This is a genomic window from Pseudomonas sp. NFACC14, assembly GCF_900106885.1.
Taxonomy (GTDB): Bacteria; Pseudomonadota; Gammaproteobacteria; order Pseudomonadales; family Pseudomonadaceae; genus Aquipseudomonas; species Aquipseudomonas fluorescens_AA.
Genome location: NZ_FNOA01000012.1, coordinates 97,281 through 122,822 on the forward strand (window position 1 = coordinate 97,281; position 25,542 = coordinate 122,822).

Here is a 25,542-nt window from a genome sequence, read left to right on the forward strand (position 1 = left end):
TAACCTCTTTTTGTTATAGGCATGGCGATGAGGCAGTGCCTCTGGCATGAACCTACCCCATCGCCTCACACACTTATTTGCAGCCAGGCAGTGTCCAGTCCGCTGGACGATCGACGCCCAGGCGCAGGTCCTTGCCTTCGGGCATGAACCAGACATCCTGAGTCAGGCCGTAGCGAGCGCCGATCTTGCGCATCTCACAGTTTTTCCAGAGCGTCTGAATCTGTGCGTTGACCGCCGTCACCAGTTCCGGGCTGGCCTTGTTGAAGCCGAACACCACCTGGCCCAAGCCAGTCAGCAGTGGGAAATTCGGATCGTTGTCGACAAAGGCGTTGAAATGCAGGTGCCATTGCTCATTGCGGGAAATGGCGTATTGCATGACCGGTGGATCGCCGATCACCGCATCGATGCGTCCGGCGAGCAGATCGCGAACGGCCGCATCGGATGTGTCATAAAGAGCGACTTGCAGGCCATCGATCTTGCGCATCTCAGGGATGAACGAAAAGCCAGTGATGGTGCCGACTTTCTTGCCTTGCAAATCCTTGAGGCTGTTCCAGTTGGTCTTGTCTGTCTGGGTAATACCGTTCTTGAAGTAGTGAATAGGATCGCTCAAGGTCATGATTTTCGAGCGTTGCTCGGTCCAGCCCATGGTGCCTGCCATGACATCCACTCGCTTGGACTGCACCGATGCGATCGTCCCAGACCACTCCATTAATGCCGGTTTGACCTTAAGGCCCAGTTTTTCAGAAATTTGTTGAAGGATTTCACCGTCATAGCCGACCATCCGACTATCTTGATACCCTGTTCCTGGCATATCACCACTGAAGGCGATGGTCAGGCTTCCCGGCTCTACTGTCTCCAATGCGAACACCGGTGCCGCAGCCAACACGGACACCAGGAATCCGGCACAAATACCGGAAAAACGCTTAACTTTGGACGTCTTCATCGGATGCTCCTCGATAGTTTTCAGGGTGGCAGCGGAACGTTTCGCATTGGCCCATCGTAGTGGGAGCGGCGGTATAACCAGTTGGATGCTTTGCACGAATGATTGAACATTTGCGACATTCTGGCGGCACAGAGCCTGTAGCCCCCCAGGAAAGCCTCGTGGACGGGCTCGATCATGGGCAGGCGCGTCATCCCCCCATGCGCCGCGGCACCGCCGAGTTGTCTATTGGCATCATGTTGTGGCCACGCTTCCCTTTGCTGTCACTGTCGGGGCTGACCGATGCGTTGCGGCATGCCGCCGATACGGGTGATCAAAGCCGCCCCATACGCTGCCAATGGAAAGTACTCGGCACGCCCGGGCAAAGAGTCATTTCCAGTAGCGGCCTGGACGTACCGATCGACAGTGAACTCACTGACCCGGAACATTTCGACTACATCGTGGTGATTGGCGGATTGCTCGATTTCATCGAGGCGGTGCCGAAAACCTATCCCGCGTTCCTCCACCAGGCCGCCGCCGCACAAGTGCCGTTGATCGGCCTGTGCACCGGCAGCTTCGTGCTCGCGCGACATGGCCTGATGAAGGGGCGAACGGCGTGTGTCCACGCCTATCATGGCGACGACTGGAAGCACCGGTTTCCCACGTTGCGCTTTGTCATCAACAGAGACTTTCTGATCGACCGGGATCGGATTACCTGTGCTGGCGGTGTTTCAGTTATCGAGTTAGCGCTTCATCTGATCGGCATGCATTGCGGGCCGGATCGTGCCGGCAAGGTTGTGCATCAGATGACGGTGGCAAAGAACACGTCCAACAGTTTCGTCGACCGACGCAAGGCTCTCGGATACGCCAGTTCATCCAATCGTCGGCTGCATGAAGCCGTGATGTTGATGGAAAAACACATGGCCCACCCCCTCGATATCGAGGCCATTGCGCATCTGCTCGGCACCAGCAAACGACAGCTGGAACGCCTGTTCGTCGCTGAAACCAACAGCAGCCCAGCCCAGTTCTACCGCCAGGTCCGACTCAGGTTCGGCAGATGGCTGCTGGTGAGTTCCGATCGCCAGATTGGCGAGATCGCCTTTGAATGTGGCTTCGCGGATGCACCGCATTTTATTCGGCACTTCCAGAGCATGTTTGGCCTCTCCCCGGGAAAGTTGCGCAAAGCCTTGATGCAACAAGAAGGGAAGTAACGCCGCACGGCTTCAACCGTGTCGTCAGCGCTAATGCGACGACACATAAATGGATGGCGTGGCAGGCGCCGGCAATGCATAGGTCGCCTTCATCCACTCCACCTCAGCCTGGGGCGTTCGCCCAAACAGGCGCTTGAACTCGCGGCCAAATTGCGAGGCGCTTTCGTAGCCCACGCTGAACGCCGCCGTCGAGGCGTTCATGGCGTTGCGCAGCATCAACAGTCGCGCCTGGTGCAGGCGCGTCGACTTCAGGTATTGCATGGGCGAGGCGTCCGTCACGCTGCGAAAGTGCACGTGGAAGCTGGGCACGCTCATGTTGGCTTCGCGGGCGAGCGCCTCGACATCCAGGCGCTCCTGATAGCTGCTATGAATCTTGCGGATCGCGCGGGTGATCTGGCCGAAGTGGCCCTGGCGACCCAGCGCCGCGCGCATCGAGCCGCCCTGCTCGCCGGTGAGGATGCGGTAGTAGATTTCCCGCACCAGCGACGGTCCGAGAATGGCCGCGTCACCCGGCGTGCTCATGGCTTCCAGAAAGCGCAGCGTCGAAGTGTACAACCCATCATCCATGGGCGAGGCGTACATGCCCTTGGGCGGGGCATCGCTCGGGCCGAGCGCCTCGTCGACCTGCAGTATCAACTCGCTTGCCAGCTGCAGGTCCAGGCGCATATACACCGCCAGCATGGGCTCCGCTTCGCTGGCGTCGGTTTCCATGGTGAATGGCACGGGAACGGACACCACCAGGTAATGCCGGGCATCGTAGACGTAGAGGTCATTCCCCAGGTAGCCGCGCTTGCGTCCCTGGCACAGGATCACGATACCGGGGTCATACAGGACCGGCGTGCGGCTCAATGGCCGGTTCGAGCGCAGGAAACGTACGTCCTCCAGGGCGCTGAGGTTGTAGCCTTCCACCGGCGCCAGCCGCTCCATCAACGCCACCATGCGTGCGGTATGCGGATCAGCCTGGGTCATCCAATTCTCCTTTCTGCGGTTCGCTCAGCCGTCGGTCGAACGGGTCAGCACTTCCCATTGATCGATCTCACTGGCGGCCCGACTGAGCTTATCGCGCACCAGGCTCAATGCATCGCTGCCCAGCAACAGATGGGCGGGTGGCGTCGGGCTGGCGATCACCTGCAACATCGCCCGCGCCGCCTTGTGCGGGTCGCCGAGTTGCTTGCCGCTTTTTTCCTGGCGCGCCTGGCGAACCGGGTCGAAACTGGCGTCGTAGTCGGCAATGCTTCGCGGGGTGCGTTGCATCGAGCGACCGGCCCAGTCCGTTCGAAACGAACCGGGCGCGACGGCTGTCACGAAAATGTTGAACGGTTGCAACTCCTTGCTCAGGGTATCGGAGATTCCTTCCAGGGCGAACTTGCTCCCGCAGTAGTACGCAATGCCCAGCATCGTGATGGTGCCCCCCATCGACGTGATGTTGAGGATATGCCCGGCGCGGCGCTGGCGGAAATAGGGCACGAAGGCCTTGGTCACCGCCACCGCGCCAAACACGTTGACATCGAACTGGCGACGCAGCTCTTCCAGCGGCGATTCTTCGAAAATGCCCTCGTGGCCGTAGCCGGCATTGTTGACCAGCACGTCGACCGGGCCGTGGGCGGCTTCTGTGGCGGCGACAACGCTGTCGATTCGGGCGAAGTCGGTGACATCCAAAAGAACACCGTGGGCCCGGTCGGCAGACAATTGCTCGAAGGCCTGCAAGGCCGCCTCGCTGCGCACGGTGCCGATGACCCGGTGGCCGGCCGCCAGCGCTTCTTTGGCCAGGGCGTTGCCGAAACCACTGCTCACGCCGGTGATGAAGAGGGTTTTTATGCGGTGCATGGCGAACTCCTGTCGGTAGGTGTGCGCCATGGTAGCCACCGGCCTGCGGGCCACCTATGCCGGTTTGCCTCGCAGCCTTGCCTATTCCTATCAGGCAAAGAACACCGTGGCGAACACCAGGGTCGGCAAATTTGCCCTGGGGTCCCGGGCCTGAATATAATGCGATTCATTATCAATTATGTATGTTTCCGGGATGCTGATGCGCAGCAACGACACACTGGGCAATGCCGACCTCACCCTGCTCTATCGCAGCCACCATTCCTGGTTGCACAGCTGGCTGAGCCGGCGCATCGGCTGTCGTGAAAGCGCGGCGGACCTGGCGCAGGACACGTTTGTCCGTCTGCTCAAGTCGCGTCAATTGAGCCCCTTGCGCGAACCCCGGGCTTATCTGAGCAGCATCGCCCGTGGGCTGATGATCGATCGGTATCGCCGCCGCGAGCTCGAACGCGCCTACTTCGAGAGCCTCGCGCTGCTTCCTTCACAAGCGGCTCCCTCTGAAGAAGAGCGGTTGCTGATTCTTGATAGCCTCGAGCGCATAGACCGCCTGCTGGACCTGCTCAAACCGAGGGTTCGCGAGGCTTTTCTACTCGCCCAGCTCGACGGCCTGACCTGCCTGCAAATAGCCGAAAAACTGGGTGTTTCCCGCTCCACGGTGGAGCGCGACCTGGCCAAGGCCCTGCAACACTGCTATCGCTTGCGTTATGCCGAACAGTGAAGCGCAAGCGCTGGATCCGGCGGTGGTCGACCAGGCGATCCACTGGCTGGTGCGCCTGCGCTTCAACCCTGCCGATGAGCAAACCCAGCGCAGTTTCGAGCACTGGCTGCAGCAGCGTCCGGAACATCGGTTAGCGTGGCAGCGCGTGGAAGCGCTTGGCGATGACTTCGCGGGCGTGCCACCTGATTTGGCCCGGCACACCCTCAAGGGTGCCCGCTCAGGCCTGCATCGGCGCCAAAGCCTCAAGCTACTGGGGGCATTGGCCACCTTGGGTGGCGCGGCCTGGCTGGGCCGCGACTACACGCCGCTACCGTCCATGCTTGCCCAGCAGCACAGCAAGACCGGCGAACAGAAGCGCTTCCAACTCGATGATGGCAGCCTTGTCCAGCTCAACAGCGACAGTGCGGTCGACAGCTATTTCAATGCTCAGCGGCGCCTGATCGTTCTGCGACGCGGCGAAATCATCGTCAATACCGGCCCGGACGCGGGCTCGGCTCAACCGCGTCCGTTCTGGGTACAAACGCGCGACGGCCTCATACGCACCCTGAATGCCCGGTTCCTGGCATACGAGCGGGACGACGGGACGCTCATCGCGGTGCAGGGCGGCGCCGTCACGGTGTTTCCTGGGTCCAGTCAAACCCTTGCGGTCAACGACACCGTCCAGGCCGGCAATCAGCGGCTGTTCACCTCAAATGGCGTTCGTGAGTTCAAGGATAACGGCCTGGATGTATGGAGCTGGAGCGACGGGGTGATCAGCGCACGCAATATGCGCCTCGGTGATTTCATCGGGGCCTTGTCGCGCTATCGCCCGGGCCTGTTGCGCTGCGCCGAAGAGGTCTCGGGCCTGCGGGTTTCCGGCACCTTTCAGCTCGCCGACACCGACCAGGTACTGGCATTGGTTGCGCAGTCACTGCACCTGCGGATCGATTATCGGACCCAATATTGGGTGACGTTGAACGCCGCGAGCTAACAGTTTTCCTCGCCATACATCAATCTCAAATAAAAATGAGGTGATTTCTCATTCTCGTTCGGCATGTAAGAAAAGGCCGACCTACAGGCCGATCTGCCGATCCCCTTTCCACGGAGCGAGTTAATGAGTGCGTCCCCGGTTCCCCAGCGTCATCGACTGAATCGTGCCATCCACGGTGCGATCTTCGGCGTCATCGTCAGCAGCTACGCGCTACCCACCCTGGCGCAGCCCTCGACCGTTGAGCAGACCCACCCGGTGCACCAGTGGAACATTCCTGCCGGTCCCCTGGCACCGGCGCTTGACCGCTTTGCCCGCGAGGCGGGAATCAGCCTTTCCTTCGATGCTTCAAGCGTGGCGAACCGCAATACCCGGGGCGTGAGCGGCACACTCGATACATCCGAAGCCCTGTCGTCGTTGTTGCAGGGGAGCGACATGGCGATACAGCAGCAAGGCCCGAACGCTTACTTGCTGACGCCGCAACCCAAGGCGGATGCCGACCTCGAGGAGTATCGCCTCGCGCCTATCCTCGTCAACGCCAAGGCCAGGGCCGATGGCACCGAAGACCCCAACTCGGTGGTCGCCCAGGAGCTCTGGGTCGGCGGCAAGGTGGCCACCAGCATCCTCAACACGCCCGCCTCGGTGTCCGTGGTGACCGACAAGGAAATGAAGCAACGCAGCGTGAGCACGACCGAAGAACTGCTGCAATACACGCCAGGGGTCATTACCGACTATTACGGCACTGACGACCGCAACGATTACTTCCAGATCCGCGGCTTCCAGGCCACGACCTATCGGGACGGCCTGACCCTGGGTTCGATGCGCGGTGTGCGCGAAGAGCCTTTCGCCTATGAGCGCGTTGAAGTAATACGCGGAGCCAACTCGACGCTGTTCGGCCCGGCCGACCCGGGCGGCTCGGTGAACTTTGTCAGCAAGAAGCCGCGCTTCGACAAGTTCGGCCAGGGCTACGTCACCTACGGTTCTTTCGACCATGTCGAAACCGGCATCGATGTCGGCGACTCGTTGAACGAGGACAAAACCGTGGCCGGTCGCTTCACGGCAAAGATGCAAGACAGCGATCGCGAGTACGAGCATTCACGGGATGACAACAAGTTCCTGATGGGCGGCCTGACCTGGTCACCCACGGACTTCACCTCGGCCTCGGTGATCGTGGATTACCTGAAAACCCAAAGCTCGCCCAACAGCGGCGGTTACCCGCTGGACAAGGAATACGACCGTGACAAGTTCTACGGCGAGCCCAGCTACAACTTCCACGATGTCGAACGTACCAACATCAGCGGCACCTTCAGCCATGATTTCGACAATGGCTTCGTGCTGCGCAGCAACCTGCGCTACAGCAAACTGACCGATGATTTCGGCTATGTGTTCCTCAGCGACTCCCCTACCCGCACCGGCACTACCGTCCCGCGTTATATCTTCGGCACTGACAGCGACGCCGAGCAACTGAACGGCAACTTGATGCTGCAATACGATGCCCGCTTCGAAAACATCGACAGCAGTACGTTGGTGGGCGTGGAGTATGGTGATTCTTCCACCGAGGAACGCTCCGTCTATGCCACGACAGGCTCCATCGACCTGGCCAACCCGGTGTTCACGGGTGTGCCCAGCGGCGTAGCGCCGTATAGCAACGACAAGCTCGACACGAAAACCAAGGCCGTGTTCCTACAGCAGAACCTGTCCTTCTATGAGCGCTTTATCGTCACCGCCGGTGTGCGCAACGACTCGCTGGATCTGTCCAATACTGACATCAACAACGTAAAAGAGTCGGATAACTTCTCCGAAACCTCCTATCGCGGCGCACTGACCTATATCGTCAACGGCGAAGTCTCCACCTACGTCAGCATGGTCGAGTCGGTCTCGCCACCCACCGTCGGCGTTGTCCCCAAGACAGGCAGGCAATATGAAGTGGGCGTGAAATATGCCCCCGTCGGTATGGACGCGCTGTTCTCGGCGGCGGTCTACGACCTGACCCAGGAAAACGTCAGCATCGCCGTCGTACTGCCCAGCGGTGTCATCGAGCAGCAAACCGTTGGCGAATCACGGGTACGCGGCCTGGACCTGGAAGCCAAGGCTGAGCTGACCCCGAACCTGAGCCTGGTGGGTGGCTACTCCTATATGGAGTCCGAAGTGTTGCGCGGTACGTTGTACGACGGCAGCTCACTCAAAGGAAATGAGTTCGCCACGGCGCCAAAACACTCTGCGTCGCTGTGGAGCTATTACAACATCCCCGACACCGAGGTCAGCGTTGGCCTGGGTGCACGTTATGTGGGCTCCTATTACTTCGACGCAGCCAACACCGGCACCAGCGATGGCACGACGCTCTTCGATGCGGCCTTCAACTACAAACTCTTCAAAGGCACTGACCTGGCGATCAACGTCAGCAACCTTCTGGATGAGCAACATGTGGTTGGTTCGGGGACCGCGAACTACTACAACCCGGGTCGAGAAGTCACCGCTAAGTTGAGTTACAACTGGTAAAGAGTTGGCCGTTCATGATGGGGCTCGGCTTGATGCGGCTCAGTCATCGAACGGCGAAAACCTGTGGGAGCACAACTTGCTCCCCCAGGTTTGAACCTACAGAGCAATACTGCGGCGAGCATCAAATACCTGGGCCGCTAACGCGAGCCGGCAACCTGGCCAGCCGATCCCAACCCTCGGCACTGATCCCGGAACAGTTCAGCAACCACAGTGTGTGCAACGGCAATTGCTCCAACACCGGCACTGCGGCTGAGGTAATCCGCGATTCCCCGGGATCTGCCGAGATCGTCAGATCACTCAACGGCAGCCGAGCAAGGTGGGCCACTCCGGCGTCGGTGAGCCAAGGGCTGTCATACAAACCCAGGCACCGCAGCGGCAGATCGCGCAAACAGGCCAGGTCGGCATCGCGCAGATCCAGGCCGCTTATTTCAAGTTGCTCCAGCGGCAATCCCAACTCGACAAACTTGCGCAGAACCTTGCCATCCACGCCGCGACAGAAGCTGAGATTCAGCCGCTTCAGTGGCAGGCCGGCGAGTTGCCTCAGTTCCTTCCAAGTGAGGTCGTTCAATGACAGGTCAAGGGACTCCAACGCCAAACCACGCAGATCGCTCAACGTATCTGCATCGATGCCTTGCACATCGGAAAGCCCCAGGCGCTTGAGTGGAAACCCGTGCAGCACATCGAGCCGCTCGATCACTTGTTGTGAAGATTTGAGATTCAGGTCGGCGAGTGGCATACCTTCCAATATCTCAAGGTCGTCCTCGCCAACATACGAAGACTGAAGCGAAAGCCGTTCGATGGGCAGGTCCCGGATAGCGTGGAGCATGGCATCCGTTGCGTAACATTGATCCAGGCTCAGGGAGCGCAATGCGCTCAGGCCGGAGAGCCATGCAGGGTCCTCCAGAATTGCACCGTTCCAACCGAGGGACAGTTGCTCAAGGGGGTGACTGCATAAGTGCGCCATCCCACGGGACGTCAGCTCGCCAACGCGTTCCAACGTGAGCGACCGCAACCTGATGTTTGACAGCCCGAGAAGGCCATCATCGGTGACGTCATCGCAACGGTTCAGCGACAGTTCTTGCAGCGGGCTATTGCCGAGTTGCTCGAAGAATTTGTCGTCGAAGTCTTCGCCGTAGGTGCTTAACGTCAGCCGGCGCAGCCGTTCGAGGGAAGGCAGGCTGGTGGCGTTATCGTCTCGGGAGAATCCGCTGATTTCCAGGTTCCCGAGAGCGAGGCCGGGCAACCGCCGCCATACACTTTGATCGCAGCTGAAGCGTGGGTTGTTGAGCACCAACGTGCGCAAGGGCAGTTCTGCCAGAGCGTCGCACCACGCCGGCTCGGCGTTATCCAACTCCAGATGATCGACCGGCAAGTTGCGAAGCTGCGCCAGCAATGGTCCGGGGCGGTTGGCATGTGCCGTGGTGTTCAACTGAGCAATCACGACGTTAGCGGCCGGATCGCACAGGCCTGCGGCGAGGCGTACGCCGTCCAATGAAACCTCGGCAGTGTCGAGCAGATCGCGGTACAGCGCGGCACGTGTGGTGATGTCATCGGGGTGGGTGGCGAGTTGGGTGGTCAGCGCGTTGCGGGTGGGGTTGTGCACGGTTTACTAGTCCGAAGTGAACGGGCGCAGGGTCTGCTGCGAAATGAAGTTCATGCCTGCTGCTTACTGATGCGCACCGATTTGAGATATTAGTCCAGGATCAGGTTCCAGATCACCAGCAACGGCAATCTCGACATTCTCATACAGCTGCGCCGCACTCTTCGTCCGAGCATCCCACCAGTCGGGCCGAGTCGTAACAGGTTGGCCGGTGGCATCCCTAATGAGACGAACGATATCGAATGACCGAAGCCCATCCACGTGCTCACTTAAGCTCCCAGTCGTGTTGGCCCACATCGGATCAAGTACGAAATCGATTCCCTTCATTCTCGCCAATTTCGCGGCAGGCACAAAATCCGAATCACCAGCGATTAACACAATGACATCGGCGAGCTTTTCAAGGGCGAGAGTCGTGATGTCCATACCCAACTTGGTATCGACAGTCTTTTGTTCAACCTTGTAATGGAAATCATCATTCGTGAGGTCTGCCCAAACCTTCTCACCACGCAACAGGGCTCTAAGGGAATGTGAATTCAGTTGCCAGTCACCGCTTTTGGCCAGTTCGCCCAGTCGAAGCGCCGTTTTTCGACTCGATCGAAGCTGATCGTGGAGATCTCTTCGCAATCTGTAGGGAGGATGAGCTTTGAAGTCCATATGGCCAGCAGATTTGTGACCGTCTGGAATTATTGGTAATCGAACCTGATTGGAGGGAGGTGGGCAGTCATAGTAGTAAATTCGATACAGCTCGCGGCTCGCTGAGCGCTCGTCTTCAATGTGAAGCTTCACTAACTTTTTTATGATTTGGGATAGGTGGTCGGCGGATATCAGCAGTTCCTTGCTGAAGTACTTACGGCCGAAAAACATAACCCTCTGGAAGAAAAATCCTCCATCGATGAGAACGGCGGTTCGCTTCACTGGCTTTTCCTTGGGCAAAAAAAAGCTCAGGACTGCTGGGCAGGTTCTAACAATTGCCTGCGCGCTGTACTGAGCTGCTGGGCGAAAATCTATTCGCCTACGCCGCCTATGTCAAGGTCAAATGGCTCTCCTGAGTGCTTCGGGAACGAGCTTGGAGTGGCTGCTCTGGCTCCTTTGCTCGCCGAAAACCAACGTGGCGAAATACAACCACCGACAGACCAAAAATCCTACATGAAGCTCGGAAAGTGACGTCTTGTAGCTCTCAAGCAGGGCGGCCTATATTCCGTCGTCGCCCTAATGGCGACTCGGGTTTGGCGACCCGGCAACGAGGTGCGAGAGCGATTGCTTGTTTGCAGGCGCCCCCGCATCCGCGATACTGCCGCCGCAATGGCAGTTGTGCGCGGGAGATCTCCGGGTCTGCCGGTGCCTCGTTCCGGTTCGCCAACCTGCGTACAGCTGCCACCTTTTCGTTTGGCGACGAACAGTGGGTAGCTCTTACTTACTAACGAGGCGAAAACTCATGAATAGATATATGCCCATCACCGGCATCGACTGCATCCCCGCCACCCTGCTCATCGACACCGAAGCCCCGCTCGACGTCCTCTTCGAAACCGCCGACTACCGCATCCGCACCGTGACCCAATTGCTGGAAAACATCGCGTTCCGTTCGGAAATCAGCTCCGACACGCTGGTGCTCTCCGACCTTTGCAAAATGCTGACGATATCGCTGCGCGATGGGTGTGATGTGATGGATGTGATTGGGAGGCGGTTGCGGGCGCAGGCGACAGAGTAAATGAAAACGGGGCGACCTTTGGGGTCGCCCGTTTCGCTTACAGGCTTCGGTTATGTCTAGTCCTGAAATAGGTTTACACCTGTGTCACCCTAACGCCCGCCGCCCTTACGGCAATCAGTTTTGGCAGCCCACAATCTCTGAAGGAGCATGAGTTTTGTACAAGAAATTTACAGCGATCGTTTTTCTGCTATTGAGCGGCTGTTCACTGCATCCGCATACCAAGGACGAGCTGCTGAACACTGGAAAAACCAGCCCCGAATACTGCCTGGCGCAAGAGCGGGCAGTGGTGGAAGAACGGGTGCAAGGCTACCTGAACCACTGCTTTCACCCGCAAGTGACCGAGCTCACGACGGGTGGGAGGCTCGTCAATACCATCCAACTGAAAGTCGACAGCAATGCCGAAAGAAGCGACATGCTGCTATGGGCGCCGACAATCTACGGCAGCCAGTTCTATATGAACGTGATCGTTTCGGAAAAGAACCCCGCCTGCAAAACCACCATGACTGCCGTGGCTTCAGGCTGGGCCTTCGAACGAAATTTTCCGAAGATCCTGGAAAGCGCGAATGGGGGGGACCCATGGTGCCCGCTGTAAACTCCTAGTACGCGAACCTGGGACACCCAAGGCGCGACAGGAAGAAAAAGAAGGAGACAGCAAAATAATCTGCCCATGGGAGGGATCAACAATCTGACTATTGTGGCGAGGGAGCTTGCTCCCGCTGGGCTTCGCAGCAGCCTCCTCGCTAACGCTCATTGCCCCTGCCAATGGTTATACTGGCCGCCTTTCAACCGCCAAAATATCCGCTCTACTTCAGTTCAAATGCCCCTCAAAAAAGAGACGAGTCCCACAGGACGCGTCGAAAAACACAACACAAAACAACTGCTCGGATTGCGCAGACGCCTACAGACGCTCATCCAGGAAACTCACCACGGTTCCCATGCAAGCCATCCGTTCCTCGATATGGGGCATATGGCTGGAGTGTTCGAACAACGCCCAGCGAATGTCGGGAACATGATCCACATAGGGTTTGACCACCAACGGCGTCGCTTCATCGTATCGGCCTGAAATCAGCAGGGTCGGCACGCTGATCCGAGGCAAGCGATCGGTGATGGACCAGTCCTTCATGCTGCCGATCACATGGAATTCGGTGGGGCCATTCATGGCGTGATAAACGGTAGGATCGGCATCGATCTGGGCAAAGGTCCGGGCGACTTCATCGGGCCAGGGCGTGACACGGCAGACATGACGATCATAGAAAACCCGAGCGGCCTCAAAATACTCGCTAGACGTCAAGGTTCCGGCCCGCTCGTGCTTGAGCAGTGTTTGCTGCACCTCAAGGGGTAGAAGCTGGCGCAAGCGATTGACTTCAAGAAGCCACGTGGACATGTCCGCCGGGGAGTTGGCGATAATCAATGCGCGCAAGCCCGCAGGCTGGAGCACCGCATGTTCGCTGGCCAGCATGCCGCCCCAGGATTGCCCCAACAGTGCGTAATGGTCGCGAATGCCCAGATGATCCAGCAGGTTCTCCAACTCATCGAGAAAGAGCGCCACGTTCCAGAACGAGGGGTCTTTTTCCGGAAGATGGGTGGAACGCCCATTGCCCAGTTGGTCGTAATGAATCACCGGATAGCCACTGTTGGCAACATCCTTGAAGGCATCGACATAATCGTGTGTACAGCCCGGGCCGCCATGCAGGATCAGCAGCGGCGTACGGCCGCTGCTGAAATCGCCCGTGATGCGATACCAGGTCTGATACGGACCAAAAGGCGCAAAGTCTTCGTGCGTTACGGGAACATCCATTTCGTGCCACTCCCTAGAAATCCTGCGGAACACGATACCGGGGACTGGACGGCGGAATAACTAGAGAAACAGATAGGTTTTTACCCGATTTCAGCTATCGAGCAACCGATAGTGCACCGCCCTGACCACGGCCTGGACTCGATTCCTGGCGCCAAGCTTGTGCATTGCAGAAGTCAGGTGGAGGGTGATGGTGGCCAAGGAACGATTCAGTTGCCGGGCGATGTCCGCCGCCGTCAACCCTTCAGCGGCTAACCTCAAGCACTCACGCTCGCGTTTGGTCAGGCGAACCGGGCATGCGCGGGCCTCCTTGCCGAGCAGCGGAAAAGCCGCCTCTTGCAGGGCATGGGAAATCAGGCTGAAGTCGCCCAGCGTTTGCCGGACATCCTGCAGGGTGCTCCCCTTCGTATCGGTGCGCAGCCCGGTCAATGTCGCAAAGCCACCTTTGGGCAAATGCATCGGCACCGTCACGCCACAGGTCATGCGCGAATCCTGCAGGTAGCTCACGACCGGTGCATGACTCTGGCCGATGAACGACTGCAACACCGTGTCGGCCTCCGGTCGATAGGACCAGACAAAAGGAGATATGGCATTGATTGCCAGATGCTGGACGGGGTCGATCTGGTAATAACCTTCTTCACACCAGAGCGAGTGCCAATCACGGGGGGTATTGCGCAACTTCAGCACAGTCGGGGTGATCAGTGCCCCATCATGATCCAGCGGCACCGGACTGTAGTCGTACACCAAGGCATCAAAGCCTAGCGCCTGGACCATCCCCAGGGTGTTATCCAGCTGTTCGTCCAGGCTCCTGCCAGACAAAAGACGGGTATTGAAGTCAGACAGCTTGGCCTGCATCCATTCAGCTCCCTTATTAATTTCAATCCTGAAATCGTGCAAGTAGAATGCCACGCCTGAGCGAGGGAATGCCAGAGATCAAACCTATAAGAATTGCTAGCTTATGGGCGCGTAGCTTCCTCGGTAAGGTTTAGCCAACGGGCGCACCTGAGCAGGAGAGCAATGATGTGGCGTGAGATCGAGCCAGACCAGCGGTACGACGTGGAAGTCGATGGTCATCGTCTGGTGGCCTATGGCTTTGGCGACGGCGACGACGTGCTGTTGTGCCTCAATGGCGGCCCGGGATTGCCTTGCGATTATCTGCGTGACAGCCATGGCTGGCTCAAGGAAAAGGGCTTGCGGGTCATCGCTTTCGATCAGTTGGGTACCGGCGCCTCGGCCAGGCCTACTGACGAATCCCTGTGGGACATCACCCGCTATGTGGCGGAGGTAGAGACCGTCCGCCAAGCCCTCGACCTGGGCAAAGTGCACCTGCTGGGGCACTCCTGGGGTGGCTGGCTGGCGATCGAGTACGCCATTCATCACCCTCAATCGCTGAAAACCCTGATCCTGGAAAATACCGCCGGCGATATTCCTCATCTGTCCCTGGAGCTGGAGCGTCTGCGGGCGGCCCTGGGCAGTGAGACCGTCGCGATGATGCAGCGCCATGAAGCCTTGGGCACCCTGGATCATCCGCAATACCAGGCGGCCATCACCCTGCTCAACTATCGCCATGTCTGCCGTCTGGACGAGTGGCCAGCACCGGTGACACGTTCCCTGGGCGACTGGAACATGGGGCCTTACATGACCATGCAGGGCCCCAACGAATTTCTCTATACCGGCAATCTCAAGGACTGGAATCGCATCGAGCAGATGGCCGGCTTCGAAATGCCTGTGCTGATCACCACCGGTCAACATGATGAACTGACGCCAGCCTGTGCGATGCGCATGAAAATGGCGCTCAAGGATGTACAACTGAATGTGTTCCCCAACAGCAGCCACATGCCGTTCTACGAAGAGCCCCACGCCTACTTCCCAGTCCTGCTGGACTTTCTGCACCGCCACCGGAACTAGCCCATGAACCTGGCGCGCTACCGTTTCATACTGTCGCGCCCGCTACAGCTGTTGCCGGTGCTGTTTGGCATCAGCATGATCACCTTCGTGCTCGTGCGCTCGATCCCCGGGGACCCCGCCAGGGCGCTGCTGGGCTCGCGCAGCACGCCGGAGGCGCTGATCAGGATTCGTGCCCAGTACGGTCTCGACCAGCCCTTGTGGATGCAGTACTTCTACTTTCTCAAGAACCTGCTCAAAGGCGATCTCGGCCAATCGCTGCTCTACAAAGTCGACGCCTTGCAACTGATCAGTACCCGCATTGAGCCAACCCTGTTCCTGGTGCTCGGCAGCGTACTGCTGGCGCTGCTGATTGCCGTGCCACTGGCCACGGTAGCGGCACGCAACAAGAGCGGTTGGCAGGATCATCTGATTCGCCTGTTCACCACGGCAGGGCTCGGCATGCCGGCGTTCTGGCTAGGCATCATGTTGATCCTGCTGCTCAGTGTGCAGTTGGGACTGTTCCCGGTCTCAGGCTATGGACGTACAGGGTGGGACAAACTGCATCACATGGTTTTGCCGTGCCTGACCATTGCCTTGGCACTCTCCGCCGTTCTGGTGCGCAACCTGCGCGCCAGCATGCTCATGGAGCTACAAGCCGATCATGCCACCGCCGCACGGGCCCGGGGCTTGTCCGAGCGGGCGATATTTCGTCGGCATGTGCTGCCCAACTCCCTGGTACCGGCGGTCAACCTGCTGGCGGTAAACATCGGCTGGTTGATCAGCGGCACGGTGGTCATCGAAAGTCTGTTTGCCATTCCCGGCATCGGTCAATTGCTGGTACGCGGCATCTTTACCCGCGACTACATGGTGGTCCAAGGCGTGGCCATGGTGCTGGCCCTCGCCACCGTCACGGTCAATTTCCTCGCCGATGTGCTGACCGTGATGATTGATCCGCGGGTGAACATGCGATGAGCGGCCAGACCCTCAGTCCCACCTGGCGTCTTGCGCTGCGTTTCGGCTTGCGCAACGGTCGCCTGGCCACCGTGCTAGGCCTGGCGATTCTGTTTGGCTGGCTGCTGCTCGCACTCTTGGCACCCTGGGTCGCGCCCTTCGATCCGATTGCCCAGGACACCGATATTCGCCTGCTGGGGCCGAGCCTGGCCCATCCGTTCGGCACGGACAATTTCGGGCGCGACGTTCTTTCCCGAGTGATCTGGGGTGCGCGCATCGACTTGCAGATTTCCGTGATCGGAGTGGTGTTCCCGTTCTTGATCGGCACTTGCGTCGGCGCCTTGGCCGGCTATATCGATGGCCGGTTCGACACGATCTGCATGCGCCTGATCGATATTATCCTGGCCTTCCCCTTCCTGGTGCTGATGTTGGCAATCATGGCCATCCTCGGCCCCGGCCTGAGCAGCTTTTATATTGCGATGGCCCTGGTGGGTTGGGTGTCCTATGCGCGGCTGATCCGTTCGCAGATCCTGGTGCTCAAGCACAGCGATTTCGCCTTGGCGGCCAAAAGCCTGGGCTTCGGCCATGGACGCATTCTGTTTCGGCACCTGTTGCCCAATGCCATGTTCGGTTCGATCGTGTTTTCCATGTCCGACGCGGTGCTGGTACTGCTCAATGGGGCGGCGGTCAGCTACCTCGGCCTGGGGGTCCAGCCACCCACCGCCGAGTGGGGCACGATGGTCGCCGAAGGCCAGAGTTTCATCACCAACGCCTGGTGGATCTGCACCTTCCCGGGACTGGCGATCGTCACCTTGGCCATGGGCTTCAGTCTGCTGGCCGACGGTGTGGCCGAGCACCTCGGAGAACGTCCATGAGCACACCGGTGCTGCACGTCGAGGACCTCAGCGTGATCGCCGGCCACGGTGAGGACGAGGTCACGCTGGTGGATCGCGTGTCATTTGACTTGGCCGAAGGCGAAATCCTCGGTCTGGTGGGTGAAAGCGGCTCAGGCAAGACGATGGCCTGCCGGGCCTTGATGCGCTTGCTGCCTTCCGCAAGCCTGCGGGTCCAAGGCAAGGCCGTGCGCCTTGCCGGCAAGGACCTGCTGACACTCGATGAAGCCGACATGCGGGGCATACGGGGTCGGCGGCTAGGGATGATTTTTCAGAATCCCGGCAGTCATCTTGACCCGTTGATGCGTATTGGCGAACAGATCGGCGAGGGCATACGCCTGCATCAGGGGGCGTCCAAACGTGAAGCACGGGCGAAGGCCATTGATGTGTTACGCCAGGTGGGCATTCCCGATCCGCTAACGCGGGTCGACAGTTATCCCCATGAGTTTTCCGGTGGCATGCGTCAACGCGCCATGATCGCCGTGGCATTGGGTTGCAACCCCCAGGTGCTGATCGCCGACGAGCCGACCACCGCCCTGGATGTCACGGTACAGGCACAGATCCTGCGCCTGCTCCTGGATTTGCGCGACCAACATGGGCTGTCAATCATCATGATCACCCACGACCTGGGGATCGTCGCCCAGACCTGTGACTCCATCGCGGTGATGTACGCCGGTCGGCTCTGCGAGCACGGCAACAAGCTTGATCTGCTGGCTCACCCACGACATCCCTATACGGCGGCCCTGATCGACTGCCAACCGGCTACCAGCGCCGGCCATGCCATGCTCAAAACCATCGCCGGCCAGCCTCCTCTGCTGAATGCGCTGCCCACCGGTTGCCGCTTCAATCCTCGCTGCCTTCAACAGGGCAGCCAGTGCACGCGGCTGTTGCCACAGATGCAAGTCACGACAGAGGCACATCGAGTGGCCTGCCATTACCCGCTGCCTGTGGGGGCTTCGTCATGACCCTGTTGCACGTGAAAGATCTGCAGGTGCGCTTCGCCGCCCCTGGCAGTGGTCCGTTCGGAATCAACAGGCAATGGGTGAAAGCCGTCAACGGCGTGTCGCTGAGTCTGGCCACCGGGGAAGTACTCGGGTTGGTGGGGGAGTCGGGCAGCGGCAAGAGCACCCTGGGTCGGGCCATCTTGCGCCTCACTGACGTCAGCGCCGGACAAATCCTGTTCGATGGCGTGGATATGGCCCGAGGCAAGCGGATCGACATCGAGCGACTGCGCCACGAAACCGCGATGATTTTCCAGGATCCTTATACCGCCCTCAATCCACGGAAGAGCATTGGCGACACCCTGGCTGAAGTGCTGCGAGTACGCTGTGCGACTCCTGCATCGCTGATTCGCCAGCGGGTCGAGGAACTGCTGAACCTGGTCGGCCTGCGACCGGAGCTGGCCCACCGCAAACCGGGTTCGTTGAGTGGCGGTCAATGCCAACGTGTGGGGATCGCTCGGGCACTGGCCATCGAGCCACGGTTGATCATCGCCGATGAATGCGTGGCCGCGCTGGACGTTTCCATCCAGGGACAGATCATCAACCTGCTGCTGGAGCTGCGACAGCGCATGAACCTGGCGATTCTGTTCATCGCTCACGACCTGGCGATCGTTCGGCGGCTCTGTGATCGGGTCGCCGTGATGTACCTCGGCGAGATCGTCGAGCAAGGCCCCACGGAGGCCGTGTTCAGCAACCCGCGGCATCCTTATACCGTCGCGCTGATCCAGTCCATTCCACATATCGACCCGACGCGACCGTTGCTGAGCGCCCCCCTGCCTGGCGAGCCACCCAGCCCCCTGAACCTTCCATCCGGCTGCGTTTTTCACCCACGCTGCCGGTATGCACAACCCATCTGCGCGAAAACGCCGCCCCCCAGCCATGACATCAATGGACATCGTTATAGCTGTGTGCTCGGAGAGCCGTTGCTCTAAAAACATTCACCAATAGGGAGTTTGACCATGCGATCGAAACACTTGAAGTTGCTGACCGCCGCGACGTTGACCGCTTGCACACTGGCGGCCGGTGTCGCCCAGGCAGCAGGCGTGCTGACCATCGGTTGCCGTGAAGAAAGTACGACGTTCGACCCGATCAAAAGCGCGCAGAACCGTGATAACTGGGTGTTTTCCAATGTCTACGACGTATTGGTGCGCGTCGACAACACCGGCACCAAGCTGGTACCGGGGTTGGCCGAAAGCTGGCAGGTTTCCGACGATGGCATGACCTATACCTTCAAACTGCGCTCGGCCAAGTTCTCCGACGGCTCAGCGATTACCGCCAGCGATGCAGCGTTCAGTCTGTTGCGCATCCGCGACAACAAAGGGTCGCTGTGGAGCGACTCCTACAAGATTATCGACAAGGCCCAGGCAACCGACCCGCAGACCCTGGTGGTGACCCTCACGAGCCCTTCAGTGCCCTTCCTCGCGCAGCTGGCGTTGCCCAACGTCTCCATCCTGTCGCAAAAGGCCATGGAGAAAATGGGTGAGGAAGCCTATGCCCAGGACCCCGTCGCCTCTGGCGCCTTTATTGTCAAGGAGTGGCTACGCGGTGATCGCGTGGTGCTGGAAAAGAACCCCCACTTCTGGCAGGCCGACAAGGTGAGCCTGGATGGCGTGGAATGGATCTCCATCCCGGATGACAATACGCGGATGTTGAAGGTACAGGCCGGTGAACTGGATTCGGCGATCTTCGTACCCTTCTCGCGCGTCGAAACCCTGAAGAAAGATCCCAACCTGGTCGTACACATGGATCCCTCCACCCGTGAGGATCATCTGCTGATCAACCATGAGCACGGCCTGCTGGGCAAGCCTGAAGTACGTCAGGCCCTGGACCTTGCGATCAACAAAAAATCCCTGGTCGATACCGTGACCTTCGGCCATGGCCAGGTGGCTTATTCCTACATTCCCAAGGGAGCGCTCTATCACAATGCCGATAATCTGCAGCGCCCGTACGACCCGGCAAAAGCCAAAAAAATGCTGGCCGATGCAGGCGCCTCAGGCCTGAAGCTCAACTATGTGGTCAATGCGGGCAATGAAGCCGACGAGCAGATCGCCGTGCTGGTCCAGCAACAGCTCGCAGCAGTCGGCGTGACAGCCACCTTGCAGAAAGTCGACCCAACCCAGAGTTGGCAGATGCTGATCGACGGCGACTACGATCTGTCCGTGATGTACTGGACCAACGACATCCTCGACCCGGACCAGAAGACCACCTTCGTGCTGGGACATGACACCAACATGAATTACATGACCCGCTACAAGAACGACAAGGTCAAGGATCTGGTCGCGGCCGCGCGGGTAGAAGTGGACCCGACCAAGCGCAAGCAGATGTATACCGACCTTCAGGCAATCGCCAAGCAGGACGTCAACTGGATCGATCTCTACTACAGCCCGTACATCAATATTTCGCGCAAGAACATCGAGCACTTCCAACAAAACCCACTGGGGCGCTTCTCTCTTGAGGAAACAGTGAAGCGCTAACGCGTAGTAGCTTTCATCCGAGTCGAATAGGGCCAGTGGCAACGCCTTGATCACGAATCGAGGCTTGCCACTTGATGGCCAAGCAACATCGGCCGCTCCCCGGTCATCTCGCACAGCAGCGCTGTGACGGCGTTCCCTTCAACCCTGCCATGCTCCTGCAGGAAGCCCGCCACGGCGCTGACCGCCGGCCAGTAACGGTGCACCAGGCAACTGCAACGAGCGATGGCCTGGGCTTGGGCGTCGAGCAGCTTGCGCGGTGGCAGCAGGCTGATCAGCTCGTACCCCCGGTCCAGGTCACCCCGGCCGCTGCCCCTGATCAGCCGGTCGGACCTGCCGTGCCGGTAGACCGCTTCGGCCACTGGCCCGGCGAAGCAATGGAGCAGGTCACGCTCGATGGCATCGATCATCGAGGGCAGGTATTCAGCGATTCCCGGCGCGTCGAAGGCCGGGCGCGAAACAAGGTAGTCGGCTTCGACCAGCCCTTCCGCGTATCGCGGGTTGCCGCGCAGGTCGAACAGAGGCCCCGCGCAGGCTTCGACCTTGGTACGCACGCTGATGCGCTTTATAGGTAGACCATTCCACCAAAAGGCCAGGGCATGACCCGCTTCATGGAAGGCCGTGCTGCGCGGGCATTTGTTCATGAGGGGGTCCGTCACGGCAGGCGCCGTTCCTATCATCTGCCTCCCCCCCCGGGCGCCGATAAAAGATTGTCCCTATCGACCGTTAATACTGCGCCTATTAGCTATCTGCCAAAGGGGGGCTAGCCTGAATTCAGGCTGGTGTAATCCGGCCCGTGAAACCTGACAAGAGATAGGAAGCGTTCAGAAACGTACTGGGCTTGCCGTGGGCCACCGTATTGGCAATTAGACGTTGCCGCGTGGCAGAACATGATCAGTTGAGCGAACTGTGAGCCCTGCGCCCTGTGTCATTTATTTCGCCTGTCGCTATTCGAAGCCCCGCCGGGCCGGATAGCTGGATGAATACGACCAAAGGTAGCTTCTCATGGCAAACGAATCGAAATGCCCATTCAATCACGCCGCTGGCGGTGGCACGACGAACCGCGACTGGTGGCCGAACCAACTGAATCTGAAGATCCTGCACCAGCACTCCTCGCTGTCCGACCCAATGGGCGAGGACTTCAACTATGCCGAGGCGTTCAAGCGCCTGGACTTCCAGGCCTTGAAACAAGACCTGAATGCGCTGATGACCGACTCGCAAGACTGGTGGCCAGCGGACTTCGGCCACTACGGACCGCTCTTTGTCCGCATGGCCTGGCACAGTGCAGGCACCTACCGCACCGGTGATGGGCGCGGTGGGGCGGGTTCCGGCCAGCAGCGGTTTGCGCCGCTCAACAGCTGGCCCGACAACGTCAGCCTCGACAAGGCACGTCGGCTGCTGTGGCCGATCAAGCAGAAGTATGGCCGCAACATCTCCTGGGCCGACCTGATCGTCCTCACCGGCAACGTCGCGCTGGAGTCCATGGGCTTCAAGACCTTCGGCTTTTCCGGTGGTCGCGCCGATGTCTGGGAGCCGGATGAAGACGTCTACTGGGGTTCCGAAAACAAATGGCTGGGGGGCGATGTTCGCTACGGCAAGCCCGACAAAGCCGCCATGCAGGATCCCGGCGAAGGCCAATTGGTGGCCGAACCTGGCAACGAAGAGAGCCGCACTGACGAAGGACGCAACCTGGAGAACCCGCTGGCCGCCGTGCAGATGGGGCTGATCTACGTCAACCCGGAAGGCCCCGAGGGCCAGCCGGACCCGGTCGCCGCCGGGCTGGATATTCGCGAAACCTTCGGCCGCATGGCGATGAACGACGAAGAAACCGTGGCACTGATTGCCGGCGGCCACGCCTTCGGCAAGACCCACGGCGCCGGGCCTGCGGACAATGTCGGCGCCGAGCCCGAAGCCGCGGGCCTGGAGCTGCAAGGCCTGGGCTGGAAGAGCACCTTCGGCACCGGCAAGGGGCCCGACACCATCACCAGCGGCCTGGAAGTCACCTGGACCACCACGCCCACCCGCTGGAGCAACAACTACCTGGAGAACCTGTTCGGCTTCGAATGGGAACTGACCAAGAGCCCGGCAGGCGCGCATCAATGGACGCCGAAAAACGGCGCAGGCGCGGGCATCATCCCCGATGCCCATGACCCGGCCAAACGGCGTAATCCAACGATGTTGACCACCGACCTGGCGCTGCGCTTCGACCCGATCTACGAAAAAATCTCCCGGCGCTTCCTGGAAAACCCGGAGCAGTTGTCCGACGCCTTTGCCCGCGCCTGGTTCAAGCTGATCCACCGCGACATGGGCCCGCTCTCACGCTACCTCGGCCCGGAACTGCCCAATGAAGAACTGTTGTGGCAGGACCCTATCCCGGCGGTCGACCATCCGCTGGTCAACGACAGCGACATCGCCGCCCTCAAAGCCAAGTTGCAGGCCTCGGGCCTCACGGTTTCACAGCTGGTGTCCACGGCGTGGGCCGCGGCCTCCACCTTCCGTGGTTCCGACAAACGCGGCGGTGCCAACGGTGGCCGCCTGCGCCTGGCCCCGCAGAAGGATTGGCCAGCCAACCAGCCAGAACAACTGGCCCAAGTGCTGGCGACCCTGGAAAGGGTTCGGAACGAGTTCAATGCCGCCCAAGCCGACGGCAAGAAAATCTCTCTGGCGGACCTGATCGTGCTGGCTGGCAGCGCCGGTATTGAACAGGCCGCGAAAAATGCCGGGCTCAGCGTGACGGTACCCTTCACGCCAGGACGGATGGACGCGAGCCAGGAGCAGACGGACGTCGAGTCGTTCGGTTTTCTCGAGCCCATCGCCGATGGTTTCCGCAACTACCTCAAGGGCCGGTACCGCGTGTCCGCCGAGGCGCTGCTGATCGACAAGGCACAACTGCTGACCCTCACAGCTCCGCAAATGACGGCACTGATTGGCGGCCTGCGGGTACTGGATACCAACGTCGGCCATACCGCGCACGGTGTCTTTACCCAACGGCCAGGGACGTTGAGCAACGACTTTTTCGTCAACCTGCTCGACATGGGCGTGGAATGGAAAGCCCTTTCCGACACCCAGGAAACCTTCGAAGCTCGCGACCGCAAGACCGGCCAAGTCAAATGGACCGGCACTCGCGTCGACCTGGTCTTCGGCTCCAACGCACAGCTGCGGGCCCTGGCCGAAGTCTATGCCAGCCCGGATGCCCAGGAGCAGTTCGTCAAGGACTTCATCGCGGCGTGGGTCAAGGTGATGAACCTGGATCGGTTCGATGTGCGGTGAGAAGGGGACAAGCCCATGAGGTCGTGCAAGGACGCGGCCTCATGAACTTTTCTTCACCCCACGCCTGCGTGGGATTGGGTAGAGTCCCCTCGCTCATTCAAGAAACTAAGGTTTTAGCCCGCGCTCCCAGCGGGCTTTTTTTTGCCTGGCGTTCAGGCTGACGAAGTGCGTTGCCCAACACAGGCTGCTCCAAGGCCGCCCGCCCATAAAACAGCAACGCCATCAGCCAACAACTCAACCAGACGAAAATCCCCGCCCAGAACGTGTGGGACATGTAGTGCCAACCCTGCAGGACCCGCGTCGTGCCGTAGACAAACCCCAGGGCCAGCGCCCCATACATCAAGGCTTTCGAATGACGCCAGCGGTAGCGGCGGGCGACGAAATACAGCGCCAGCATCGTGAAGCCGCCGGACGCATGACCGCCAGGCCAGCACCGACCGTCACCGGCGACGTTCAGCAGGTCGAAGTTCTGGAACCATTCCTTGTGCTCGATCTTGCCGGCGTACTGGGTGGTTTCCACCGGGCAGTACACGCTGGTGTGGCCCTTGAGGTAATGGATCACCCCGGTACTGAGGGAAAAGGCGAAGACCACGTAGAGAAAGTCGCGACGATGCTTGTGGGCAAAACGCAGTGGTTTGCTCAGTCGGGTCTTATCCAGCAGGCGAAGCAGCCCAGGGCGCTTTTCCGGTTTTAAGATCGACCAGAAAAACGACAACAGCGCCCCCACTATGGCCGCCTCGCCGGTCCAGTTCGGGATGACCCTCGCCCACTTGTGGGTGATTTGCTCGAACAGCCGCACGTGCTCTAGCGGAAAAACCTGGTGCAGCGGATCGTAGAAAAGATCGCTGATGGCGATGTCGATGCGGGTCAGGTCGAACAGCAGGAACACCACGGCGGCACAGACCAAGGGAATTCCGAGGTTGAGTCCGTAGAAACGGGCGCGAGCAGACGTCAGCATGAGCGGTCCTAATCGTGGGGAAAGTTACTGAAACGCCACCGAGTGCCAGTCAGAGGCCTCGATAAACCCAAGCAAGCGTGGCGCTTGGGGCTGGGCGGTGGAAACGAACAGCGAAGCGCCATAGCCGAACGCCGAAGTCGGGCGCTGGAGTGCGGTTTCCATGGCCTGCATGCATTCGCTATGGGTGACCAGAATCAGGTTGCGCCCCGCCACCTTGTGGGCCAGGGCATTACGCAGCAGGTCATGCCGGCAATTGATCAGCCAATCGTCACCGGTGCTCACCTTGTTGAACATGTAACCCGCCGTCTGGGTCGCACGCACCAGCGGGCTGTTGTAGAGGTCGACGTTGTCCAGGCCCAGTTGCTCGAACCGGGCACCGAGGCCCACCGCAACGGCACGGGCGCGGTCCGTGATGCCCTCGCGATCATTCAGGCACGCGGCCTTGGAGTGGTCGCAGCGCTCGACATGGCGCACCAGCACGATCATCTCGCCCTTGGCCCAGCCATCGGCCAAGGCCCGGGCACCGGCGATATTGCCATGGGCCAGGTCCGGCACCGCTGCCGGGCTCAGCAGCCAGAAGGTCAACGGGATCACCAGCAGCGCCGAAGCCAGCACGACCAGGGTGTTTTGGTAACGGGCAAACCAACGCGTATCGATCGAGCGCGTCAGGCCGAAAAGGCTCAGTCTCAGTTCCACATCAAGCCGCCTCGACGGCATCCACCCAGTCATTCGATGGCGCGACAATAGAGAGGCCAACGTAGGCAGGCAGTGAAACCGATGTGAAAAAAAGCTTCAGATCCAGGGACCCTCGCCGATACAGCCCTGCTACATGCTCTTGCTGGCTCTTAACAACAACAATCTTCCAGCCAA

Annotated in this window: 24 protein-coding genes; 14 read left to right on the forward strand and 10 right to left on the reverse strand. The window is 59.7% G+C overall.

The window, feature by feature from the left end:
* Positions 1–73 precede the first annotated feature (73 nt).
* Positions 74–943, reverse strand: a complete 870-nt coding sequence (locus BLU85_RS18610) for a substrate-binding periplasmic protein (RefSeq protein ID WP_063323026.1) — start codon at positions 941–943, stop codon at positions 74–76.
* 158 nt (positions 944–1,101) lie between these two features.
* On the opposite strand from BLU85_RS18610, the gene BLU85_RS18615 reads away from it, so the two are divergent.
* Positions 1,102–2,130, forward strand: coding sequence for a GlxA family transcriptional regulator (locus BLU85_RS18615; RefSeq protein WP_256572862.1), 1,029 nt, complete (start codon positions 1,102–1,104; stop codon positions 2,128–2,130).
* A gap of 30 nt (positions 2,131–2,160) precedes the next feature.
* Here BLU85_RS18615 and BLU85_RS18620 read toward each other — a convergent pair whose 3' ends face one another.
* Entirely contained in the window at positions 2,161–3,099 is a 939-nt protein-coding gene (locus BLU85_RS18620; RefSeq protein ID WP_092202057.1) for an AraC family transcriptional regulator, read from the reverse strand.
* Positions 3,100–3,123: 24 nt separating this feature from the next.
* Positions 3,124–3,957: an oxidoreductase gene (locus BLU85_RS18625; RefSeq protein ID WP_092202055.1), complete on the reverse strand. Its 834-nt coding sequence runs from the start codon at positions 3,955–3,957 to the stop codon at positions 3,124–3,126.
* A gap of 28 nt (positions 3,958–3,985) precedes the next feature.
* On the opposite strand from BLU85_RS18625, the gene BLU85_RS31430 reads away from it, so the two are divergent.
* The 4 genes from BLU85_RS31430 (at position 3,986) to BLU85_RS18640 (ending at position 8,138) form a co-directional block, all read left to right on the forward strand.
* Positions 3,986–4,111 carry a hypothetical protein gene (locus BLU85_RS31430; RefSeq protein ID WP_256326610.1) on the forward strand — a complete coding sequence of 42 codons (126 nt, stop codon included), beginning with the start codon at positions 3,986–3,988 and terminating at the stop codon, positions 4,109–4,111.
* Positions 4,112–4,156: 45 nt separating this feature from the next.
* Positions 4,157–4,672: a sigma-70 family RNA polymerase sigma factor gene (locus BLU85_RS18630; RefSeq protein WP_092202167.1), complete on the forward strand. Its 516-nt coding sequence runs from the start codon at positions 4,157–4,159 to the stop codon at positions 4,670–4,672.
* Positions 4,659–5,642: a DUF4880 domain-containing protein gene (locus tag BLU85_RS18635; protein WP_092202053.1), complete on the forward strand. Its 984-nt coding sequence runs from the start codon at positions 4,659–4,661 to the stop codon at positions 5,640–5,642. Before BLU85_RS18630 ends, BLU85_RS18635 begins: the two co-directional genes overlap by 14 nt.
* A 123-nt stretch (positions 5,643–5,765) precedes the next feature.
* Positions 5,766–8,138, forward strand: a complete 2,373-nt coding sequence (locus tag BLU85_RS18640; RefSeq protein WP_092202051.1) for a TonB-dependent siderophore receptor — start codon at positions 5,766–5,768, stop codon at positions 8,136–8,138.
* Between the two features lie 121 nt (positions 8,139–8,259).
* On the opposite strand, the gene BLU85_RS18645 is transcribed toward BLU85_RS18640, so the two are convergent.
* Positions 8,260–9,741 (reverse strand): hypothetical protein, encoded by a 1,482-nt coding sequence (locus BLU85_RS18645; RefSeq protein ID WP_092202049.1) that lies wholly within the window; start codon positions 9,739–9,741, stop codon positions 8,260–8,262.
* Between the two features lie 63 nt (positions 9,742–9,804).
* Positions 9,805–10,653 (reverse strand): NYN domain-containing protein, encoded by an 849-nt coding sequence (locus BLU85_RS18650; protein WP_092202047.1) that lies wholly within the window; start codon positions 10,651–10,653, stop codon positions 9,805–9,807.
* Positions 10,654–11,173: 520 nt separating this feature from the next.
* Here BLU85_RS18650 and BLU85_RS18655 point away from each other — a divergent pair.
* Entirely contained in the window at positions 11,174–11,446 is a 273-nt protein-coding gene (locus BLU85_RS18655; RefSeq protein WP_092202045.1) for a hypothetical protein, read from the forward strand.
* 154 nt (positions 11,447–11,600) lie between these two features.
* A complete protein-coding gene (locus tag BLU85_RS18660; protein WP_092202043.1) occupies positions 11,601–12,038 on the forward strand; it encodes a hypothetical protein in 438 nt (145 codons plus the stop codon).
* Positions 12,039–12,344: 306 nt separating this feature from the next.
* Here BLU85_RS18660 and BLU85_RS18665 read toward each other — a convergent pair whose 3' ends face one another.
* Positions 12,345–13,244, reverse strand: coding sequence for a proline iminopeptidase-family hydrolase (locus BLU85_RS18665; protein WP_092202041.1), 900 nt, complete (start codon positions 13,242–13,244; stop codon positions 12,345–12,347).
* 90 nt (positions 13,245–13,334) lie between these two features.
* On the reverse strand, positions 13,335–14,096 hold the full coding sequence (locus BLU85_RS18670) for a LuxR family transcriptional regulator (RefSeq protein WP_092202039.1): 762 nt from the start codon (positions 14,094–14,096) through the stop codon (positions 13,335–13,337).
* Positions 14,097–14,261: 165 nt separating this feature from the next.
* Between BLU85_RS18670 and BLU85_RS18675 the strand changes: the two genes are divergently transcribed.
* From BLU85_RS18675 to BLU85_RS18700, 6 genes are read left to right on the forward strand one after another with little or no spacing between them, the layout of a single operon-like run.
* Positions 14,262–15,149 carry a proline iminopeptidase-family hydrolase gene (locus tag BLU85_RS18675; protein WP_092202037.1) on the forward strand — a complete coding sequence of 296 codons (888 nt, stop codon included), beginning with the start codon at positions 14,262–14,264 and terminating at the stop codon, positions 15,147–15,149.
* A gap of 3 nt (positions 15,150–15,152) precedes the next feature.
* The gene (locus tag BLU85_RS18680) at positions 15,153–16,100 is read left to right on the forward strand and encodes an ABC transporter permease (protein ID WP_060739260.1); all 948 of its coding nucleotides are present in this window, start codon (positions 15,153–15,155) and stop codon (positions 16,098–16,100) included.
* Positions 16,097–16,954, forward strand: a complete 858-nt coding sequence (locus BLU85_RS18685) for an ABC transporter permease (protein WP_092202035.1) — start codon at positions 16,097–16,099, stop codon at positions 16,952–16,954. The genes BLU85_RS18680 and BLU85_RS18685 overlap by 4 nt, the downstream gene beginning before the upstream one ends.
* Positions 16,951–17,937 (forward strand): ABC transporter ATP-binding protein, encoded by a 987-nt coding sequence (locus BLU85_RS18690; protein ID WP_092202033.1) that lies wholly within the window; start codon positions 16,951–16,953, stop codon positions 17,935–17,937. The genes BLU85_RS18685 and BLU85_RS18690 overlap by 4 nt, the downstream gene beginning before the upstream one ends.
* Positions 17,934–18,905, forward strand: a complete 972-nt coding sequence (locus tag BLU85_RS18695) for an ABC transporter ATP-binding protein (protein WP_092202031.1) — start codon at positions 17,934–17,936, stop codon at positions 18,903–18,905. The genes BLU85_RS18690 and BLU85_RS18695 overlap by 4 nt, the downstream gene beginning before the upstream one ends.
* Positions 18,906–18,932: 27 nt before the next feature.
* Entirely contained in the window at positions 18,933–20,447 is a 1,515-nt protein-coding gene (locus tag BLU85_RS18700; protein WP_092202029.1) for an ABC transporter substrate-binding protein, read from the forward strand.
* Positions 20,448–20,497: 50 nt separating this feature from the next.
* Here the strand turns inward: BLU85_RS18700 and BLU85_RS18705 are convergent, their stop codons facing one another.
* Complete coding sequence (locus BLU85_RS18705; protein WP_092202027.1) at positions 20,498–21,088, reverse strand: hypothetical protein; 591 nt, start codon at positions 21,086–21,088, stop codon at positions 20,498–20,500.
* Between the two features lie 361 nt (positions 21,089–21,449).
* Here BLU85_RS18705 and katG point away from each other — a divergent pair, with 361 nt between their 5' ends.
* Complete coding sequence (gene katG, locus BLU85_RS18710) at positions 21,450–23,714, forward strand: catalase/peroxidase HPI (RefSeq protein WP_092202025.1); 2,265 nt, start codon at positions 21,450–21,452, stop codon at positions 23,712–23,714.
* Between the two features lie 97 nt (positions 23,715–23,811).
* Here katG and BLU85_RS18715 read toward each other — a convergent pair whose 3' ends face one another.
* Together BLU85_RS18715 and BLU85_RS18720 are read right to left on the reverse strand one after the other, a co-directional pair.
* Complete coding sequence (locus tag BLU85_RS18715) at positions 23,812–24,672, reverse strand: phosphatase PAP2 family protein (protein WP_092202023.1); 861 nt, start codon at positions 24,670–24,672, stop codon at positions 23,812–23,814.
* Positions 24,673–24,696: 24 nt separating this feature from the next.
* Positions 24,697–25,368, reverse strand: a complete 672-nt coding sequence (locus tag BLU85_RS18720; protein ID WP_371128543.1) for a lipopolysaccharide core heptose(II)-phosphate phosphatase PmrG — start codon at positions 25,366–25,368, stop codon at positions 24,697–24,699.
* Positions 25,369–25,542 lie beyond the last annotated feature (174 nt).

Coding starts and splice junctions, on each gene's coding strand:
- BLU85_RS18610 (WP_063323026.1), bottom strand. CDS start 943: ATGAAGACGTCCAAAGTTAAGCGTTTTTCCGGTATTTGTGCCGGATTC.
- BLU85_RS18620 (WP_092202057.1), bottom strand. CDS start 3,099: ATGACCCAGGCTGATCCGCATACCGCACGCATGGTGGCGTTGATGGAG.
- BLU85_RS18625 (WP_092202055.1), bottom strand. CDS start 3,957: ATGCACCGCATAAAAACCCTCTTCATCACCGGCGTGAGCAGTGGTTTC.
- BLU85_RS31430 (WP_256326610.1), top strand. CDS start 3,986: ATGGTAGCCACCGGCCTGCGGGCCACCTATGCCGGTTTGCCTCGCAGC.
- BLU85_RS18630 (WP_092202167.1), top strand. CDS start 4,157: ATGCGCAGCAACGACACACTGGGCAATGCCGACCTCACCCTGCTCTAT.
- BLU85_RS18635 (WP_092202053.1), top strand. CDS start 4,659: ATGCCGAACAGTGAAGCGCAAGCGCTGGATCCGGCGGTGGTCGACCAG.
- BLU85_RS18640 (WP_092202051.1), top strand. CDS start 5,766: ATGAGTGCGTCCCCGGTTCCCCAGCGTCATCGACTGAATCGTGCCATC.
- BLU85_RS18655 (WP_092202045.1), top strand. CDS start 11,174: ATGAATAGATATATGCCCATCACCGGCATCGACTGCATCCCCGCCACC.
- BLU85_RS18665 (WP_092202041.1), bottom strand. CDS start 13,244: ATGGATGTTCCCGTAACGCACGAAGACTTTGCGCCTTTTGGTCCGTAT.
- BLU85_RS18670 (WP_092202039.1), bottom strand. CDS start 14,096: ATGCAGGCCAAGCTGTCTGACTTCAATACCCGTCTTTTGTCTGGCAGG.
- BLU85_RS18675 (WP_092202037.1), top strand. CDS start 14,262: ATGTGGCGTGAGATCGAGCCAGACCAGCGGTACGACGTGGAAGTCGAT.
- BLU85_RS18680 (WP_060739260.1), top strand. CDS start 15,153: ATGAACCTGGCGCGCTACCGTTTCATACTGTCGCGCCCGCTACAGCTG.
- BLU85_RS18685 (WP_092202035.1), top strand. CDS start 16,097: ATGAGCGGCCAGACCCTCAGTCCCACCTGGCGTCTTGCGCTGCGTTTC.
- BLU85_RS18690 (WP_092202033.1), top strand. CDS start 16,951: ATGAGCACACCGGTGCTGCACGTCGAGGACCTCAGCGTGATCGCCGGC.
- BLU85_RS18695 (WP_092202031.1), top strand. CDS start 17,934: ATGACCCTGTTGCACGTGAAAGATCTGCAGGTGCGCTTCGCCGCCCCT.
- BLU85_RS18700 (WP_092202029.1), top strand. CDS start 18,933: ATGCGATCGAAACACTTGAAGTTGCTGACCGCCGCGACGTTGACCGCT.
- BLU85_RS18705 (WP_092202027.1), bottom strand. CDS start 21,088: ATGAACAAATGCCCGCGCAGCACGGCCTTCCATGAAGCGGGTCATGCC.
- katG (WP_092202025.1), top strand. CDS start 21,450: ATGGCAAACGAATCGAAATGCCCATTCAATCACGCCGCTGGCGGTGGC.
- BLU85_RS18715 (WP_092202023.1), bottom strand. CDS start 24,672: ATGCTGACGTCTGCTCGCGCCCGTTTCTACGGACTCAACCTCGGAATT.